General features: G+C 63.1%; 18 protein-coding genes and 1 pseudogene. 10 read left to right on the forward strand and 9 right to left on the reverse strand.

The features are described 5' to 3' along the window. Positions 1–192, reverse strand: a 192-nt coding sequence (locus K675_RS0122195) for a peptide-methionine (R)-S-oxide reductase (protein WP_026145433.1), incomplete at its 3' end; no start/stop codon positions are given. A gap of 227 nt (positions 193–419) precedes the next feature. Here K675_RS0122195 and K675_RS0122200 point away from each other — a divergent pair. Both K675_RS0122200 and htpX read left to right on the forward strand, forming a co-directional pair. Further along, positions 420–1,631 (forward strand): pyridoxal phosphate-dependent aminotransferase, encoded by a 1,212-nt coding sequence (locus tag K675_RS0122200; RefSeq protein ID WP_017905666.1) that lies wholly within the window; start codon positions 420–422, stop codon positions 1,629–1,631. A 319-nt stretch (positions 1,632–1,950) separates the two neighbouring features. Then, positions 1,951–2,838: a protease HtpX gene (gene htpX, locus K675_RS0122205; RefSeq protein ID WP_017905667.1), complete on the forward strand. Its 888-nt coding sequence runs from the start codon at positions 1,951–1,953 to the stop codon at positions 2,836–2,838. 41 nt (positions 2,839–2,879) lie between these two features. Here htpX and K675_RS0122210 read toward each other — a convergent pair whose 3' ends face one another. Next, positions 2,880–3,545, reverse strand: coding sequence for a thiopurine S-methyltransferase (locus K675_RS0122210; protein ID WP_017905668.1), 666 nt, complete (start codon positions 3,543–3,545; stop codon positions 2,880–2,882). Positions 3,546–3,648: 103 nt separating this feature from the next. Here K675_RS0122210 and K675_RS0122215 point away from each other — a divergent pair, with 103 nt between their 5' ends. Beyond that, positions 3,649–4,416: a DODA-type extradiol aromatic ring-opening family dioxygenase gene (locus K675_RS0122215; protein ID WP_017905669.1), complete on the forward strand. Its 768-nt coding sequence runs from the start codon at positions 3,649–3,651 to the stop codon at positions 4,414–4,416. Positions 4,417–4,491: 75 nt separating this feature from the next. Here K675_RS0122215 and K675_RS0122220 read toward each other — a convergent pair. Both K675_RS0122220 and K675_RS0122225 read right to left on the reverse strand, forming a co-directional pair. After that, a pseudogene (locus K675_RS0122220) lies at positions 4,492–6,190 on the reverse strand (DEAD/DEAH box helicase). 342 nt (positions 6,191–6,532) lie between these two features. After that, complete coding sequence (locus K675_RS0122225; RefSeq protein ID WP_017905671.1) at positions 6,533–7,288, reverse strand: spermidine synthase; 756 nt, start codon at positions 7,286–7,288, stop codon at positions 6,533–6,535. Between the two features lie 155 nt (positions 7,289–7,443). On the opposite strand from K675_RS0122225, the gene K675_RS0122230 reads away from it, so the two are divergent. Next, positions 7,444–8,790: a class II 3-deoxy-7-phosphoheptulonate synthase gene (locus K675_RS0122230; protein ID WP_017905672.1), complete on the forward strand. Its 1,347-nt coding sequence runs from the start codon at positions 7,444–7,446 to the stop codon at positions 8,788–8,790. Positions 8,791–8,880: 90 nt separating this feature from the next. On the opposite strand, the gene K675_RS0122235 is transcribed toward K675_RS0122230, so the two are convergent. Together K675_RS0122235 and K675_RS0122240 are read right to left on the reverse strand one after the other, a co-directional pair. After that, entirely contained in the window at positions 8,881–10,092 is a 1,212-nt protein-coding gene (locus K675_RS0122235) for a winged helix-turn-helix domain-containing protein (RefSeq protein ID WP_017905673.1), read from the reverse strand. 70 nt (positions 10,093–10,162) lie between these two features. Then, positions 10,163–10,393, reverse strand: coding sequence for a DUF1127 domain-containing protein (locus tag K675_RS0122240; protein WP_017905674.1), 231 nt, complete (start codon positions 10,391–10,393; stop codon positions 10,163–10,165). Between the two features lie 95 nt (positions 10,394–10,488). Here K675_RS0122240 and K675_RS0122245 point away from each other — a divergent pair, with 95 nt between their 5' ends. Beyond that, positions 10,489–11,343 carry a LysR family transcriptional regulator gene (locus tag K675_RS0122245; protein ID WP_026145435.1) on the forward strand — a complete coding sequence of 285 codons (855 nt, stop codon included), beginning with the start codon at positions 10,489–10,491 and terminating at the stop codon, positions 11,341–11,343. Here K675_RS0122245 and K675_RS0122250 read toward each other — a convergent pair. Further along, on the reverse strand, positions 11,333–12,082 hold the full coding sequence (locus tag K675_RS0122250; RefSeq protein WP_017905676.1) for a sulfite exporter TauE/SafE family protein: 750 nt from the start codon (positions 12,080–12,082) through the stop codon (positions 11,333–11,335). The two genes, K675_RS0122245 and K675_RS0122250, sit on opposite strands and share 11 nt — an antisense overlap. Positions 12,083–12,185: 103 nt before the next feature. Here K675_RS0122250 and K675_RS0122255 point away from each other — a divergent pair, with 103 nt between their 5' ends. From K675_RS0122255 to K675_RS0122270, 4 genes are all read left to right on the forward strand, one after another. After that, positions 12,186–13,142: a LysR family transcriptional regulator gene (locus K675_RS0122255; protein WP_017905677.1), complete on the forward strand. Its 957-nt coding sequence runs from the start codon at positions 12,186–12,188 to the stop codon at positions 13,140–13,142. 72 nt (positions 13,143–13,214) lie between these two features. Then, a complete protein-coding gene (locus tag K675_RS0122260) occupies positions 13,215–13,667 on the forward strand; it encodes a MarR family winged helix-turn-helix transcriptional regulator (protein ID WP_017905678.1) in 453 nt (150 codons plus the stop codon). Between the two features lie 266 nt (positions 13,668–13,933). Next, on the forward strand, positions 13,934–14,353 hold the full coding sequence (locus K675_RS0122265; protein ID WP_017905679.1) for an organic hydroperoxide resistance protein: 420 nt from the start codon (positions 13,934–13,936) through the stop codon (positions 14,351–14,353). Positions 14,354–14,381: 28 nt separating this feature from the next. After that, positions 14,382–15,401, forward strand: a complete 1,020-nt coding sequence (locus tag K675_RS0122270; RefSeq protein WP_017905680.1) for an alpha/beta hydrolase — start codon at positions 14,382–14,384, stop codon at positions 15,399–15,401. Between the two features lie 201 nt (positions 15,402–15,602). Here the strand turns inward: K675_RS0122270 and efp are convergent, their stop codons facing one another. Both efp and earP read right to left on the reverse strand, forming a co-directional pair. After that, on the reverse strand, positions 15,603–16,172 hold the full coding sequence (gene efp / locus K675_RS0122275) for an elongation factor P (RefSeq protein WP_017905681.1): 570 nt from the start codon (positions 16,170–16,172) through the stop codon (positions 15,603–15,605). Between the two features lie 48 nt (positions 16,173–16,220). Next, the gene (gene earP / locus K675_RS0122280; protein ID WP_017905682.1) at positions 16,221–17,354 is read right to left on the reverse strand and encodes an elongation factor P maturation arginine rhamnosyltransferase EarP; all 1,134 of its coding nucleotides are present in this window, start codon (positions 17,352–17,354) and stop codon (positions 16,221–16,223) included. 125 nt (positions 17,355–17,479) lie between these two features. On the opposite strand from earP, the gene K675_RS0122285 reads away from it, so the two are divergent. Continuing rightward, on the forward strand, positions 17,480–17,896 hold the full coding sequence (locus K675_RS0122285; RefSeq protein WP_017905683.1) for a hypothetical protein: 417 nt from the start codon (positions 17,480–17,482) through the stop codon (positions 17,894–17,896). Positions 17,897–17,905 lie beyond the last annotated feature (9 nt).

The following is a 17,905-nucleotide window of genomic DNA, read 5'->3' on the forward strand; positions in this document are numbered from 1 at the left end:
ACCGGAGTCAAACTTGGCCTTCGAGTCGAACAGCGGCTCATTGCAGCAGACGCAATGATAGACACCATCGGTCTTGGTGCCATTGTATTTCCCCGAAAACGGCCGCTCCGTGCCTTTCAGGCGGCAGACGTTGTACTGCTCCGGATCGAGCATGGCGCGCCATTCGTCCAGGGTTTTCGCAAGCTTTTCCATCATTGCACCTCGGCGGCGGATAAAACCCCGAACTGTACCTTTTCCACGGATCGGGTGGCACGTATGATTGCGCCTCGTTGAACGCCAGTCTGGCACCCACTTGAACCGCATTCAAATCGGATTTTCCGCAGCGGCGGCAAGGGGCCACGGGACGCGCCGCAGACGCAGTATTGCCACAGCGACCCCGGCGGGTCGTCTGGATCGTCCATTTTCGGGATCACATCACCATGCAGGTCAGCAAATCGAACAAGCTCGCCAACGTCTGCTATGACATTCGCGGCCCGGTGCTCAAGCACGCCAAACGCCTGGAAGAGGAAGGCCATCGCATCCTCAAGCTGAACATCGGCAACCCGGCGCCCTTTGGTTTCGAAGCACCGGATGAAATCCTCCAGGACGTGATCCGCAACCTGCCGACCGCCCAGGGCTACAGCGATTCCAAGGGCCTGTTCAGCGCACGCAAGGCGGTGATGCAGTACTACCAGCAGAAACAGGTAGAAGGTGTCGGTATCGAGGACATCTACCTGGGCAACGGCGTTTCCGAGCTGATCGTGATGTCGATGCAGGCCCTGCTCAACAATGGCGACGAAGTGCTGGTCCCGGCACCGGACTATCCGCTGTGGACCGCCGCGGTGAGCCTGTCCGGCGGCAAGGCGGTGCACTACCTGTGCGACGAGCAGGCCAACTGGTGGCCTGACCTGGCCGACATCAAGGCCAAGATCACCCCGAACACCAGGGCCATGGTGATCATCAACCCGAACAACCCGACCGGCGCGGTGTATTCGAAGGAAGTCCTGCTGGGCATGCTCGAACTGGCCCGCCAGCACAACCTCGTGGTGTTTTCCGACGAGATCTATGACAAGATCCTCTACGACGACGCCGTGCACGTCTGCACCGCCTCGCTGGCACCGGACCTGCTGTGCCTGACCTTCAACGGTCTGTCCAAGTCCTACCGGGTCGCCGGCTTCCGTTCCGGCTGGATCGCCATCTCCGGTCCCAAGCACAATGCCCAGAGCTATATCGAAGGCCTCGATATCCTGGCCAACATGCGCCTGTGCGCCAACGTGCCGAGCCAGCACGCGATCCAGACCGCCCTCGGCGGCTACCAGAGCATCAACGATCTGGTGCTGCCACCCGGTCGCCTGCTGGAGCAGCGCAACCGCACCTGGGAACTGCTCAATGACATTCCCGGCGTCAGCTGCGTCAAGCCCATGGGCGCACTGTATGCCTTCCCGCGGATCGACCCGAAGGTCTGCCCGATCCACAACGACGAAAAATTCGTCCTGGACCTGCTGCTCTCGGAAAAACTGCTGGTGGTGCAAGGCACGGCCTTCAACTGGCCATGGCCGGATCACTTCCGTGTCGTCACCCTGCCGCGGGTCGACGACCTGGAGCAGGCCATCGGCCGCATCGGCCACTTCCTGAAATCCTATCGCCAGTAATATCCTACAACCCATGGCGACTCCCGACAGGGAGTCGCCATGCGGCCCCTCTCTCATCAGCTGTTTTTTGTATGTACGTACGTCATTTGCCGAACTGTACCGTGCAACGCTGTCAAAGGCTCTGCACTGCAGTTTCCGGGGGTTCTGGGCGGCTGCCTGAAGAAAAAGGTCGATCTTTGCGATTCGGAAATGGCCGGCAGGATTCTACAATCGGGCTGTAGGACACAGTTTGAAATAGTCACCCGGTTGAATAGGCGGTAGCGGCACCTTATATACCCCGCATAAAGCGACATCTTTAGATGAGGAGATACTTTCAACCATGATGCGCATCCTGCTGTTCTTGGCTACCAACCTGGCGGTCGTGCTGATTGCCAGCATCACCCTGAGCCTTTTCGGCTTCAACGGGTTCATGGCGGCCAATGGGGTTGATCTCAACCTCAATCAGCTGCTGATCTTCTGTGCGGTCTTTGGTTTTGCCGGTTCGCTGTTCTCGCTGTTCATATCCAAATGGATGGCGAAGATGAGCACCAGTACCCAGATCATTACCCAGCCACGCACCCGCCACGAGCAATGGCTGCTGCAAACCGTCGAGCAACTGTCCCGCGAAGCCGGGATCAAGATGCCGGAAGTCGGGATCTTCCCGGCCTACGAGGCGAACGCCTTCGCCACCGGCTGGAACCGGAACGACGCGCTGGTCGCGGTCAGCCAGGGTCTGCTGGAGCGCTTTTCGCCCGATGAAGTGAAGGCCGTGCTGGCCCACGAGATCGGTCACGTGGCCAACGGCGACATGGTCACCCTGGCACTGGTCCAGGGCGTGGTGAACACCTTCGTGATGTTCTTCGCGCGGATCATCGGCAACTTCGTCGACAAGGTCATCTTCAAGAACGAAGAAGGCCAGGGTGTCGCCTACTACGTGGCGACCATCTTCGCCGAACTGGTCCTGGGCTTCCTCGCCAGCGCCATCGTCATGTGGTTCTCGCGCAAGCGCGAATTCCGCGCCGACGAGGCCGGTGCCAGCCTGGCCGGAACCGCTGCGATGATTGGCGCGCTGCAGCGCCTGCGCGCCGAACAGGGTCTGCCGGTGCACATGCCCGACACGCTGAACGCCTTCGGTATCAACGGCGGCCTGAAGCAGGGCCTGGCCAAGATGTTCCTGAGCCACCCGCCGCTGGAAGAGCGCATCGACGCCCTGCGCCGCCGCGGCTGATCCCCCGATCGTTCCCACGCTCCGCGTGGGAACGATCACCATCAGCCTATCTCGTTCCTCACCAATCGATACACCCGCTCCTCAAGGCGCGTCACTCCGGCCTTGAGGAACTTCCCGCTGTCCGCGAGCACATCCCGCTCCTCTTCCACCTGGACTTCCCACCCCGGCTCCAGCAGGCTTCTCACCTCGCCATCGAGCACCGCGAAGGGCGGGCCGTCCAGCAGCGACTGGTCGTAATCCAGGGTAATCAGCAGCCCCTGGCAACCACCCGGCAAAATCCGCGTCAGATGGCTCGCATAACGCTCACGCATCGCCGGCGGCAAGGCGATCATCGCCGCGCGGTCATAAACCGCCGAGCATTCGGCGACATCCTCGGCCGTCAGGGCGAAGAAATCCCCGCACCAGAGCTCCAACGGGCCGGCCTCGTAGATCCGAAAGGCCCCCTGCTCACGGACTTGCGGCTGCAACTGGCGCTCCTGGAAGAAGTCCTCGACCGCCTTTCCTGACAGCTCGACGCCCAATACCCGCAACCCCTGCGCCGCCAGCCAGGCGAGGTCGAGACTCTTGCCGCAGAGCGGCACCAGCACCCGCGCCTGCGGCGCCAGCGACAGGTCCGGCCAGAAGCGCTGCAGGTAGGGATTGACCTGGTCCAGGTGAAAACCGATCTGGCCCAGCTCCCAGCGTTTGTGCCAAAACTCAGGCTGCATGTTTAACCCCACTAATTCGATAAGAATTCACTAAAACTTATATTAGATTTAGATCAATGATATGACTGATGATGGCGTCATCTTAACGCTCAGGACCCTCATCATGCTCCCCAGCCTGTTCATCTCCCACGGCTCGCCGATGCTTGCCCTCGAACCCGGCGCCAGTGGCCCGGCCCTGGCCAGGCTGGCCGCCGAACTGCCACGTCCCAAGGCCATCGTGATCGTCTCGGCGCACTGGGAAAGCCAGGGGCTGCTGGTCGGCAGCAGTCTCCGCCCGGCAACCTGGCATGACTTCGGTGGTTTCCCTCGGGAGCTGTTCGCCGTGCAGTACCCGGCCCCTGGCCAGCCTGAACTGGCCGCCGAGGTCGCCGGGCTGTTGACGGATGCGGGCTTGCCGGCACGCCTGGACAACACCCGTCCGTTCGACCATGGGGTCTGGGTACCGATGAAACTGATGTATCCCGATGCCGATATCCCCATCGTCCAGGTCTCGCTGCCGAGCCAGATGGGCCCAGCCTTGCAGACCCGTATCGGACAGGTCCTGCGTGGCCTACGTGAACAGGGCATCCTGCTGGTAGGCTCCGGCAGCATCACCCATAACCTCGGCGAGCTGAACTGGCGCGCCGGCCCGGAAGTCATCGAGCCCTGGGCCAAGGCCTTCCGTGACTGGATAGTGGACAAGCTCGCCGCCAATGACGACGCGGCCCTGGACGACTACCGGCGCCAGGCGCCCTACGCCGTGCGCAACCACCCCAGCGACGAACACCTGCTGCCGCTGTACTTCGCCCGTGGGGCGGGCGAGCGGATGGGGATCGTCCACCAGGGTTTCACCCTGGGCGCGCTGGGCATGGACATCTACCGCTTCGACTGAGCGCCCTGATTGCAGGCAAAAAAAATCCCCGAACCAGTCGGGGATTTTTTCATCGATCAATCAACCCAGGGCTGATCAATCTTCGCGGTAGCGACGCAGCTTCAACTGCTTGCCGGCCACACGGGTGTCCTTCAGCTTGGTCAGCAGACGCTCCAGACCTTCCTCAGGCAGCTCCACCAGACTGAAGCTGTCACGCACCTGGATGCGACCGATGGCTTCACGCGCCAGGCCACCTTCGTTGAGGATGGCGCCCAGCAGGTTCTTCGCCGCGATACCGTCACGCGCACCCAGCGCGGTACGGCAACGGGCACGGCCTTCAGCCAGTGGCATCGGCGCGCGACGCTCACGCTCTGGACGATCACCGGAACGCTCCGGACGATCGCCACGCGGCGTGCTGTTCGGCACCAGCGGACGCTCTTTCTCGATCGCCGCCAGGTTCAGCGCCTGGCCGTTGGTGGCCTTGCGCAGCAGGGCGGCGGCCAGGGCACGCGGGCTGCAACCGATGTCGGCGGTCAGGCGGTCGAGCAGATCGCCGTGAGTCGCTTCGGCCTCGGTCACCAGCGGAGCCAGGCTGTTGGTCAGCTTCTTGATCCGCGAATCGAGAATGGCCTGGGCGTCCGGCAGACGCACTTCAGCCACTTTCTGCCCGGTCACACGCTCGATCACCTGCAGCATACGGCGCTCACGCGGAGTCACCAGCAGCAGCGCACGGCCTTCGCGACCGGCACGACCGGTACGGCCGATGCGGTGTACGTAGGACTCCGGGTCGTACGGCATGTCGACGTTAAACACGTGGGTGATGCGCGGTACGTCCAGACCACGGGCCGCCACGTCGGTGGCGACGACGATGTCCAGGCGACCGTCCTTGAGCGAGTCGATCACGCGCTCACGCTGGTTCTGGGCGATGTCACCGTTCAGCGCAGCGGCCTTGTAGCCCTTGGCTTCCAGGGCGCTGGCCAGGTCCAGGGTGGCCTGCTTGGTGCGCACGAACATGATCAGCGCGTCGAAGTCCTCGACTTCCAGCAGGCTCAGCACGGCCGAGGTCTTCTGGTCGGCGTGAACCAGCAGGTGAGCCTGCTCGATCGCGGTGACGGTCTGGGTCTTGCTCTGGATCTTGACGTGTTTCGGGTCCTTGAGGTGACGCTCGGCGATCGCGCGGATCGACTGCGGCAGGGTGGCCGAGAACAGGACGGTCTGACGGCTTTCAGGCATGGCCTTGAAGATGACTTCCAGGTCATCCATGAAGCCGAGCTTGAGCATCTCGTCCGCTTCGTCGAGAACCAGGTGGTTCACGGTAGCCAGGACTTTTTCGTCGCGACGCAGGTGGTCGCACAGACGGCCCGGGGTGGCGACAACGATCTGTGCGCCATTACGGATTGCTTTCAACTGCGGGCCCATCGGCGCACCGCCATAGACGGCCACGACAGTCACGCCAGGCATCTGCTTGGCGTAGGTTTCGAAAGCGGTTGCAACTTGCAGCGCCAACTCACGGGTTGGGGCCAGGATCAGAGCTTGCGGCTCGCGCTTGGACGGATCGATGCGGTGCAGGATGGGCAGGGCGAACGCGGCCGTTTTACCGGTACCGGTTTGTGCCTGACCAATCATGTCATGACCGGCAAGGATGATCGGGATCGACTGCTGCTGAATGGCCGAAGGCTCTTCGTAGCCGGTGGCGACTACTGCAGCGACAATACTGGGATGAAGTTCAAGAGCGGCGAAGCCGCCGATTTCCTGGGTCATGGGTCTGCCTCTAAGTGCATCCGCAAAGACCCATGCTCCAAAGCTGCGCATGCCGTGTAAGACTCTGAGAGTCACCCTGGCAGCTTTGTCGGCGGGGATTTGCGAAAACGATTGAATGAAAGGATCGTCGAGGTTAGTTCGCAGGGGCGAACAGCACCCGAAGTTGACTTCGGGCGATTGCATACCTAAACGCGGCCCGGCTAAAGGCCGGCGCGCACTATACCGGAACTGACAAAAAAAGGGAGCTTTTTTTATCGGAAAAGGCCAGTTGACGGCCCTCTGTACCGGGCCCTGCGGATAACCGACCGACGGGTTGTCGCCTATCCGCGCACCTGGCGGCTTAAACGATTCACCCGTCGGCTCGACGACGCAGGCTTCAACTCGCCGGACGGATGTCCTTGATCAGCGGTCGCAATGAATAGCCCAGGCGTGGCGCCAGGCCATCGGCGCGGGCAAGCAGCGCATCCATGTCCAACGCCTGGTCCAGGTCGGCCGGGATGATCAGGATGACATTGCCCTCCTTCACCGGCAGTTCCCAGTAGTGTCGATGATAAAGACCGCGCAACAATGCCGCGCCAAGCGGCTTGCCGTCATCGGTGGCCCACTGGTTGATCACCAGCCAGCCGCCGGGATTGAGCTTCTTCTGGCAGTTTTCCAGGAACACCCAGGCCAGATGCCCCGCACCCGGGCCGACATCGGTATACAGGTCGACGAAGATCAGGTCCGCCGACTCCGCCGTGCCCAGCAGGTCCAGGGCATCGCCGACACGAATATAAAGGCGCGGATCGTCGTCCAGGCCCAGGTACTCGATGGCCAGCCGTGGCACATCGGGGCGCAGTTCGATGGCCTCGACATCCTCAAGTGGCAGGAACTTCAGGCAGGCCTGGGTCAGCGTCCCGGCTCCCAGCCCGAGGAATAGCGCACTTTCCGGTTGCTCATGACACAGGGCGCCAATCAGCATCGCACGGGTGTAGTCATACTCCAGCCAGCTGGGATCGGCGGTAAACACGCAGCTCTGCTCGATCGCATCGCCAAATTCGAGAAAGCGGTAGTCCTCCACTTCCAGCACGCGAATCATGCCGAAGTCGTCGTGCACTTCAGCCAACAGGCGCTCGACGCGCTCCTCACTCATTTCATCTCCTTGGCGCAACCGGCCACTGCCGACGCGATGAATCAGCCACCCGGCAACGAACGGCAAAACGCGATTGTCAGCCATGCCACGGCAACAGGTCACGTACTAATTTGCTGCTACCATGGGTGTCCTACCGTCAACGACTAGAGTGCATGATGAGCCACCCCTGGAGCCCCGACAGCTGGCGCCCCCTGCCGATCCAGCAACAACCGCAGTACCCGGACGCCGCTCACCTGCTGCGCGTCGAGCAGACCCTGGCCAGTTACCCGCCACTGGTGTTCGCCGGTGAAGCTCGCGAACTGCGTCGCCAGTTCGCCGAAGTGACCGAGGGCCGTGCCTTCCTGCTCCAGGGTGGCGATTGCGCGGAGAGCTTCGCGGAGTTTTCGGCGGCGAAAATCCGCGACACCTTCAAGGTGCTGTTGCAGATGGCGGTGGTCATGACCTTCGCCGCCGGCTGCCCGGTGGTCAAGGTCGGGCGCATGGCCGGCCAATTCGCCAAGCCCCGCTCGGCCAATGACGAAACGATCAACGGCGTGACCTTGCCGGCCTACCGTGGCGATATCGTCAATGGCATCGGTTTCGACGAACGGAGCCGTGCGCCGGATCCCGAGCGCCTGCTGCAGTCCTACCACCAGTCGACGGCCACCCTGAACCTGCTGCGGGCCTTCGCCCAGGGCGGTTTTGCCGACCTGCACCAGGTACACAAGTGGAACCTGGACTTCATCGCCAACTCGGCCCTGGCCGAGAAATACAGCCAACTGGCCGACCGTATCGATGAAACCCTGGCGTTCATGCGCGCCTGCGGCCTGGACACTGCGCCACAACTGCGCGAGACCAGCTTCTTCACCGCCCACGAGGCCCTGCTGCTGAACTACGAGGAAGCGTTCGTCCGCCGCGACAGCCTGACCAACGACTACTACGACTGCTCGGCACACATGCTCTGGATCGGCGACCGCACCCGCCAGCTCGACGGTGCCCATGTCGAATTCCTGCGTGGGGTGAACAACCCGATCGGGGTCAAGGTCGGCCCGAGCATGAACACCGACGAACTGATCCGGCTGATCGACATCCTCAACCCGGACAACGATCCCGGGCGCCTGAACCTGATCGTCCGCATGGGCGCGAACAAGGTCGGCGAGCACCTGCCACGACTGATTCGCGCCGTGGAAAGCGAAGGCAAGCGGGTACTGTGGAGTTCCGACCCGATGCATGGCAACACCATCAAGGCCAGCAGCGGCTACAAGACCCGCGACTTCGCGCAGATCCTTGGCGAAGTGAAGCAGTTCTTCCAGGTGCATCAGGCCGAGGGCAGCTATGCCGGCGGGATTCACATCGAGATGACCGGGCAGAATGTCACCGAGTGCATCGGCGGCGCGCGACCGATCACCGAGGATGGCTTGTCGGATCGCTACCACACCCATTGCGACCCGCGGATGAACGCCGACCAGTCGCTGGAGCTGGCGTTCCTGATTGCCGAGACGCTGAAGCAGGTTCGGCGTTGAGCCAGTAGCGCCTGCATCGGCCCTTCGCGGATGAACCGGTCAGCGCCCTGGTTCATCCGCGAAGGGGTCGGTTGATCGGACAGCCATTCTTCAGAGCAGCCCGCGCAAGCGCCGTGCGCTCTCGCGCGGGCAATTGAGCCGGATATCCGCCAGCCCCAGCCAGTCGGCCAACTGCCGCAGGCTGGCCGCCAGCGCCGCCATCCCTGCCTCGTCCAATCCCTGTTCTTCCTCATGCACCGCATGCACCGCCAGCCGCCCCTGCGCCCGTTCGGCCCGCAGGTCGACCCGCGCGGCAATCCGCTCGCCGTGCAGGAACGGCAACACGTAATAGCCATAGACCCGCTTGTGCCGCGGCGTATAGATCTCCAGCCGATAGCGGAAATCGAACAGCCGCTCGGTACGGCTGCGCTCCCAGATCAACGAATCGAACGGCGACAGCAAGGCACTGGCCTCGACCTTGCGCGGCACCTTCACCTGTACCGGGCAATACGCCGGCTGACGCCAGCCCTCGACCTCGCAGACCTGCACTTCACCCGCCTCCACCAGTTCCGCCAGGCGCGCCCGGCTGTCGGCCGGGTCGAGCCTGTAGTAGTCGCGCAGATCCTTTTCGGTCGCCACCCCAAGGGCCAATGCCGCCTGGCGCAGCAGCCCGCGCTGGGCCTCGGCCTCGTCGACCGGTGTCTGGCCGAGCACGGCCCGCGGGATCACCCGCTCCGGCAGATCGTAGAGTCGCTCGAAACCACGCCGCCCGGCCACGGTGACCTCGCCGGCGGCAAACAGCCACTCCAGCGCGTGCTTCTCGGCACTCCAGTCCCACCAGGGACCGGCCTTTTCCTCGCGACTCGACAGGCTGCCCGCCCCCAGCGCGCCGCGCTCCTCGACCAGCGCCAGCACCCGGCGAATGGTAGTCTGCTGTTCGCGACCGAACCGCGCCATCTGTTGATAGATGCCTTCGCCCCGTGACGCTCGCGCCATGCGCCAACGCATCAATGGATACAACGCCATCGGCAGCAGCGACGCCTCATGCCCCCAATACTCGAACAACGTGCGTCGCCGCCCCTGGCTCCAGGCCGCCTGGTCGAGCAGGTCGGCGGAATAATTGCCCAGACGGGAAAACAGCGGCAGGTAATGGGAACGCACCAGTGCATTGACCGAGTCGATCTGCACCACGCCCAGGCGCTCGATCAGGCGATTGAGCTGTCGCGGCTGGATCGGCACCTGCCTTCTGGGGCCCTGGAATCCCTGGGCCGCCAGTGCCAGGCGACGGGCTTGCTTGAACGAAAACGACAGGTCTGCGGGCATGTACGCCTCCTTGTGATCCCGCAAACTACTCCAGTCGCCCCCGGTTTGGGTAGCACCGGCCCGCTCGCCATCAGCGGCCCTTGCCCAGCGGATCGTTCCAGAAGTGCTGGTGGGTTTCGCCATCGATATCGGCCCGGCTGAGCCCGATATCCTTGAGTGCATCATCACTCAGCGAAGCCAGCATCTGACGCTCCCGGGACAACTCGTACCAGCGCGCCAGACGTTGCCACATCCCCGACAACGACAGCCCTGTACGCGCGTTCCCGCCAACCAGCAGATAACCTTTCTGACCTTTCATCATCCTGCCCTCCAGTAGGGGATGACTGAAGTCTGTGCCCGGCGCTAAGATCAATCCAACGAATGTTTCTTATGCAACACATCTCGGAGATTGATGATTTGTCCAGCTACCCGAGCATCGATACCGACATCCTGCGTACCTTCGTCGCAATCGCCGAAGAGGGCGGCTTCACCAAAGCCGGAGAAAAGGTCAATCGCACCCAATCGGCCGTGAGCATGCAGATGAAGCGGCTGGAGGAGGATGTGCTGCAACGCCAGTTGTTCGAGCGCGACGGCCGGCAGATGCGCTTGACCGCCGAAGGCCAGGTGCTGCTCGGCTATGCCCGGCGGATCCTGAAACTGCAGAGCGAGGTGTTCAATACCCTGCGCGAGCCGCACATGGTCGGCCTGGTGCGTATCGGCGTGCCCGATGACTACGTCATGCGCTTCCTGCCCGGCATCCTGTCGCGCTTCGCCCAGTCCTACCCGCTGATACAGATCGAGGTGAACTGCGAGTCCTCGACGCAGTTGCTGCTGCGCCACGACCTCGACCTGACCATTGTCACCCGCAAGCCCGGCGACGAAGTCGGCCAGTTGCTGCGCCAGGAACGCCTGGTCTGGGCCGAGGCGCAGAACGCGGCGATCCATGAACAGAACCCGCTGCCCCTGGCCATGGACGGCATGGCCTGCTTCTGCACGCAATGGGCCTGCAACGCCCTCGACGCCCGCGGCCGCGACTATCGCCTGGCCTACAACTGTCCGAGCCTGTCGACGATCATGGCGGTGGTCAATGTCGGGCTGGCGATGACCGCCCAGTTGGAAAGCCTGGTGCCCCAGGACTGGCGCATCCTCGGTGAAGCCGAAGGCTTGCCGCAGTTGCCCCTGCTCAACATCATGCTGGTGCGCAACCCGAGCAAGCCCTCGCCGATCACCGAATGCCTGGCCGAGCACATCGTCGACGGCTTCAAGCCTTGAGGCCGAGCAGCACCGCACCGATCACCAGGTAGACACAGAACAGCGCGCGCAACATCCTCTCCGGCAAGGCATAGGCCATTTTCACCCCCCAACTGATGCTCAGCAGCCCGCCGACCGCCATCGGGATGCCCATGCGCCAGTCCACTTCGTTGTGCAGTGCGTAGGTCACCAGGGTCACTCCGGTGCTGGGCAGCGCCAGGGCCAGCGACAGGCCTTGGGCCACCACCTGTGAAGTACCGAAGACGATGGTCAGGAACGGCGTGGCGACCACTGCGCCGCCGACCCCGAACAGCCCCCCCATGGCCCCGGAACCCGCGCCGAGCACGCCCAGCCAGGGCCAGGGATGACGCATCTGCGCCGATACAGCGGACGGGGCCATGAACGAATGCACCAGGTAGAACAGTGCCAACGCCAGCAGGAAGCCGACAAACCCCAGGCGCATGCTGCGTGGGTCCAGACCCACGGCCCAGAGGGCACCAAACCAGGCGAAACAGAAACTCGTCACCACCAGGGGCAAGGCGTGCTTCAACTGGATACGGTTGCGCTGGTGGTAGCGGTACAACGCCAACACCACGTTCGGCACCACCATCACCAGTGCCGTGCCCTGGGCCATCTGCTGGTCCAGGCCGAACAGGATGCCCAGCACCGGAATCGCGATCAGACCACCGCCGATCCCGAACAGGCCGCCCACCGCGCCCATTGCCACGCCCAATGCCAGATACTCAAACCATTCGATCACAACCACCTCCCCGCTCGATGGGCCTCATGCTACGCAGTCGGCTCTGGCACGGAAACGCACAACAACGCACAATGGCTGTGCCAACTACGCACAAGCGAAGCTCATGAACCCGACCAGCCTCACGGATCAACTCGGCCTGTTCCTCGATGTCCTGGAAGCCGGCAGCTTTTCCGCCGCCTCCCGTCGCCATCCGTTGACACCCTCGGCGGTGGCCCGGCGTATCGACAGCCTGGAAGCCTCGGTCGGCTCGCGACTGTTCATCCGCAGCACCCATGCGGTACGGGCCACACCCGCCGGGCTGGCGTTCGCCGAACGGGCCCGGCGCATCGTCGCCGAGTTGCGCCTGGCAAGGGCCGAGGCGGTATCGCTGAGCAATGCCCCGGAAGGTCTGATCCGCATCGACGCGCCCGCCGCCTTCGGCCGTCGTCACCTGGCCCCGGCCATCGCCGACTTCCTGGTGGACTATCCCGGGCTCGATGTACAACTGCACCTGATCGACAGCTTCGTCGACATGCAGGGGTCCAACCTGGGCAAGGTCGACCTGGTGCTACGAGCCGGCCAGATGGCCGATACCCGACTGGTCGCCACTCCCCTGGCGAGCATCGTGCGCATCGCCTGTGCCAGTCCGGCCTATCTCAAGGCCCGCGGTACGCCCCTGCGACCCGACGAACTGGGCCAACATCACGGCCTCGACTGGGATGCCCTCGCCCCGCCGATGGCCTGGCGCTTCGAACAGGACGGCCAGATGCAACTGCACCGTCCGTCGCGGGTCCGCATGACCTCCAACAACGCCGAGGCCCTGCTGTCCGGCGCCCTCAGCGGCCTGGGCGTGGCCCACCTGCCGACCTGGCTGATCAGCGAGTACCTGCTGCGCGGCGAATTGCTGCCGCTGTTCTGCGACAACGGCCTGCCGGCGCCGGAAACCTCCGGCATCTATGCGTTGCGCCTGGATCAGCCGGCCAACTCCCGCAGCCGCCTGCTGCTGGAGTTCCTCAAGAGCCGCTTCAGCCCCGTCCCGCCCTGGGACCTGGCCTTGCAAAGCGGGCTGGGTCGGCATTAATGGGGAAAATTCCCTGGCGCATTAAAGATTCGCCCGCTAGATTCAACAGACGTGACACACAAGGCTTCCGTGATGAACAGCACCACCGACAACTGCGACGACCTGCTTCTGGACAATCAGGTGTGCTTTGCCCTGCACTCCACCTCGTTGTTGATGACCAAGGTCTACAAACCCCTGCTTCAGGCCCTGAACCTGACGTATCCACAGTACCTGGCGATGATCGTACTGTGGGAACAAGATCGCCTGACCGTAGGTGAAATCAGCAACAAGTTGCTGACCGATCCCGGCTCGTTGACCCCCTTGCTCAAGCGGCTCGAGGCCGAAGGCCTGCTGAGCCGGACCCGCAGCAAGGAAGACGAGCGCGTGGTCATCATCGAGCTGACGGAGGCCGGCCGTGCCCTGCGCGAGAAGGCCCGGGGGATTCCAAAGTGCATTCTGGCCGCCGGTGGCGGGTCCATGGAGCGGCTGAAAGCCCTGCAGGCCGAATTGCTCGCCTTGCGCGGCCATCTGCAGGACAGCCTCTGAACCTGCCGCCCTGTCGGTGGCGAACGCAATCGCCACCACCGCGTTTCCCCTTCAGAACACAGCACCAGCCTACAAGCCGACAGCCCCGGCTGCCGCGACAATCCCACCCGCAATAACCCGCTCCCGGACACCCTCAAAAACCGACGAGCGATTTTTTTGAAAATTTATCTTGCGCACTAAATATTAGTGCAGTACATTTAAACCGTACTCAGTTAGCGCGCAAATATTTAGCGCAAATCAAACCATTTGAAATGACGAGGTCCACCATGAAAGCTCTCTATACCGCAGTTGCAACCGCCACCGGTGGCCGTGATGGCCGTGCGATTTCCAGCGACAACATCCTCGACGTGAAACTCGCAACGCCCAAGGAACTCGGCGGTGCCGGCGGCGAAGCCACCAACCCTGAGCAACTGTTCGCCGCCGGCTACTCGGCCTGCTTCATCGGCGCCCTGAAGTTCGTCGCCAGCCAGAGCAAGCGCCAGATCCCTGCAGATGCATCGATCACCGCCCATGTCGGCATCGGCCAGATCCCTGGCGGTTTCGGTCTGGACATCGACCTGCACATCAGCCTGCCGGGCCTGGAACAGGCTGACGCACAGAGCCTGGTCGACGCAGCCCACCAGGTCTGCCCGTACTCCAACGCCACCCGCGGCAACGTCGACGTCCGTCTGCACGTCACCGTCTAACTCGAGCCGAAAAACCAAGGAGCCGCACATGAACACTTTCAGCAAGGTCTTGACCGGTACTCTGCTCGCGCTGTCCGTCCAGGGTGCATTCGCCGCCGAAAACACTGGCGTCGAACACAATACCCAGGCGTTTCTCGATGCACTGAATGCCGGTACCGGCAAGCCGATGGAGCAGATGACGCCGACCGAGGCCCGTGCCGTGCTGTCCGGCGCGCAGTCTGGCGTCAAGTTGACCCTGCCGCGCACCGACATCAGCCAGAAGACCATCCAGGTCGACGGTCAGCCACTGCAACTGACCATCGTGCGGCCGGCCGGCGTCAAGGGCACCTTGCCCGTGTTCATGTACTTCCACGGTGGCGGCTGGGTGCTGGGGGACTTCCCCACTCATGAGCGGTTGGTACGTGACCTGGTGGTGGGTTCCGGAGCGGCGGCGGTGTTCGTCAACTACACGCCATCCCCCGAGGCCCACTACCCGACGGCGATCAACCAGGCCTACGCCGCGACGAAATGGGTCGCCGAGCACGGCAAGGAAATCGGTGTCGACGGCAAGCGCCTGGCAGTCGCCGGCAACAGCGTCGGTGGCAACATGGCGGCGGTGGTCAGTCTGATGGCCAAGGACAAGGGCACCCCGGCACTCAAGTTCCAACTGCTGCTGTGGCCGGTGACCGACGCCAACTTCGAAACGGCGTCCTACAACCAGTACGCCGAGGGGCACTTCCTCAGCAAGAACATGATGAAGTGGTTCTGGGACAACTACACCACCGATGCCGCGCAGCGCAAGGAGATCTACGCCTCGCCGCTGCGGGCCACCACGGCACAGCTCAAGGGCCTGCCGCCGGCACTGATCCAGACCGCCGGGGCCGATGTACTGCGCGACGAAGGTGAGGCCTACGGCCGCAAGCTGGATGAAGCCGGCGTGCCGGTGACCAGCGTGCGCTACAACGGCATGATCCACGACTTCGGCCTGCTCAACGTGGTCAGCCAGGTGCCGGAAGTCCGCTCGGCTCTGCTGCAGGCGTCCGGGGAACTCAAGCAACACCTGAAGTAAGCGCTGTCACGATGGGCCTTCGGCGATTTCGAAGGCCTATTCGCAGGCAAGCCTTGCTCCTACAGAATCTGCGTCGAAGTCGAACTTCAACGACACCGCAGATCCTGTAGGAGCAAGGCTTGCCTGCGAAGCTTTTTGCCCCCCGCGAGCAGGCATAAAAAAACCCGGAAAGCTCCGGGTTTTTCATGTGACATCGAGCAATTACTTCTTGCTGCGACCCTTGAAGGAGTTGTCACGGGTGTCGATATCGATCCACTCGTCGATCTCGATGAAGTCGGCAACCTGGATCTCGGTGCCATTGGCCAGCTTGGCAGGCTTCATGACCTTGCCCGAGGTGTCGCCACGGGCAGCGTTCTCGGTGTAGACAACCTGACGACTGATGGTGGTCGGCAGTTCAACCGATACGACTTTCTCTTCGTACATGGTCAGCGCGCAGACGTCCTGCATGCCTTCCTCGATGTACGGCAGAACGGCGTCGATGTCTTCGGCGTTCAGCTCGTACATGGTGTAGTCGGTAGTGTCCATGAAGGTGTAGGAGTCACCGCTGATGAAGGACAGGGTCACTTCCTTGCGATCGAGGATGACGTCGTCCAGCTTGTCGTCTGCAAAGTAAACGGTTTCGGTCTTGTAACCGGTCAGCAGGTTCTTCAGCTTGGTCTTCATGATCGCGCTGTTGCGACCCGACTTGGTGAATTCAGTCTTCTGAACCAGCCAAGGATCGTTGTCGATACGCAGCACGGTACCGGGTTTCAGTTCTTTACCAGTTTTCATTGCGAATATCCGAATTTGGATGGGATGTACAAAAATCTAGGCCGCATATCATATCGAACTTTGGCGAAACTGTACCAGCGCTGTCGACAGATCGACCCGAGAGCCCTGTTCCTGACACCAGCGCTCGGCGTGTGCCTGCAGTTCACGCTCGTTGCGCAGCACCGCCGACCAGGCGTTTTTCATGCCGCCTGCGGTGTTCCAGGCCCGCCACCAGACACTGAACGCCTCCCGGGCCGGCTCCGACAGACCGCGGGTATACAGTGCAAGAAACGCCTCCAGCTTCTCCAGATGGACATCCTCCTCCTGCCGGTAGATATGCCAGAGCAACGGCCGGCCGGCCCACTGCGCCCGCACGAAGGAATCTTCGCCACGGATGGCGTTGAAATCGCAGCTCCACAGCAGGCGGTCGTAGTCCTGCTGGGGGACGAACGGCACGACCTGCACTGTCAGCGACCCGCGTACCTGACTGTCACCGATTTCCAGGCCAGCGCCCCCCAACCAATCCCGGACATCGGCCAGCACCCGCCCCTCCGGCACCAGCAAGCGGGTTGGCCGGACATCGGCCGCCAGCGCCTCGAGCCAACCACCTACCGCCGGATTTTCATAGGCGAACAGTGAAATCAGCCGCTCACCTTCGCCCAGCTCCACCCCGAGACCGCGCAGGAACTCGCGCCGCGCCGCAGGATCGGCCTGGAAGGCCCGGCGCTGCTCCAGCAACCCGGCCTCTCGCAGCAGACCGCCGGTGCCCGGCAGGAACCCCGGGAAAAAGAAATAACGCTGCACCTGCCTGAACTTCAGCGACGGCAGACCATGGCAACCGACCACCCAGTCCTCGGCACTCAGGTAGTCCAGGTTCAGCCAAACGGGGGCCTCCGCCCGCCGGGCCATCGCCTCCATGTACGCCTCGGGCAGTTGGCAGGCGAAGGCCCCGATCACCACATCCGCCGCCTCCACCGCCGGCCATTCGGCTGACCAGTGGCGCACCTCGACCCCCTGCCGCACCTGCCGCGGGCAGTCGATATCGATCTGCGGGCACAGCCGCTCGAAGGCGCGCAGGTCGTCGACCCACAGGCGCACCGCCAGCCCCTGCTCAGCCACCAGTTGCCGGGCCAGGCGCCAGGTCACGCCGATGTCGCCGTAGTTGTCGACGACGGTGCAGAAAATATCCCAGTTGGCCGGCATGCAAGGGCTCCGTTTGGCAAAGGCGTCGATTGTCCGCGCAAATCCCTCTGCGCAGAAGGGCCCACGTCGATTAATCTTCATGGGACAATCGCAGCCTGCACCGACCCAACCGCAAGGAGGCCGCCATGCCTTATCGCCCACAACCGCCGCGCCGCTTGTACGTCACGCTCAATCCACTGCAACTGACCGGCTGCATCGCTCTGGGCATCTGGCTCGGCTTCGTCGCCCTGGCCCTCACCGCCTGGCTGCTGGCACGGGTGTTCATGCCCCAGCCACTGGCGCCCCTGGCCGACGCGGCCCGGCAACTGGGCCAACCCATGGCCCCGGTCGCACCGGCCACGCCACAGGCATCGGGCGACTCGACGCAGATGTTCGAGCAATACAAGGACAACCTGCGCAGGAACGAAGAGCAGCAGCGCCTGGAGCAGGCCCGCAACAGCTATCGCAACCTGTCCAACCCCAAGTGCCAGTTCTGGCTGCAGCAGGACCAGACCGCCCCCAGCGACAAGAGCCGGGCCAACGTCCTGCAATTCTGCAATTGAACGGGCCGG

This window comes from Pseudomonas fuscovaginae SE-1 (assembly GCF_000364705.1).
Lineage (GTDB): Bacteria > Pseudomonadota > Gammaproteobacteria > Pseudomonadales > Pseudomonadaceae > Aquipseudomonas > Aquipseudomonas fuscovaginae_A.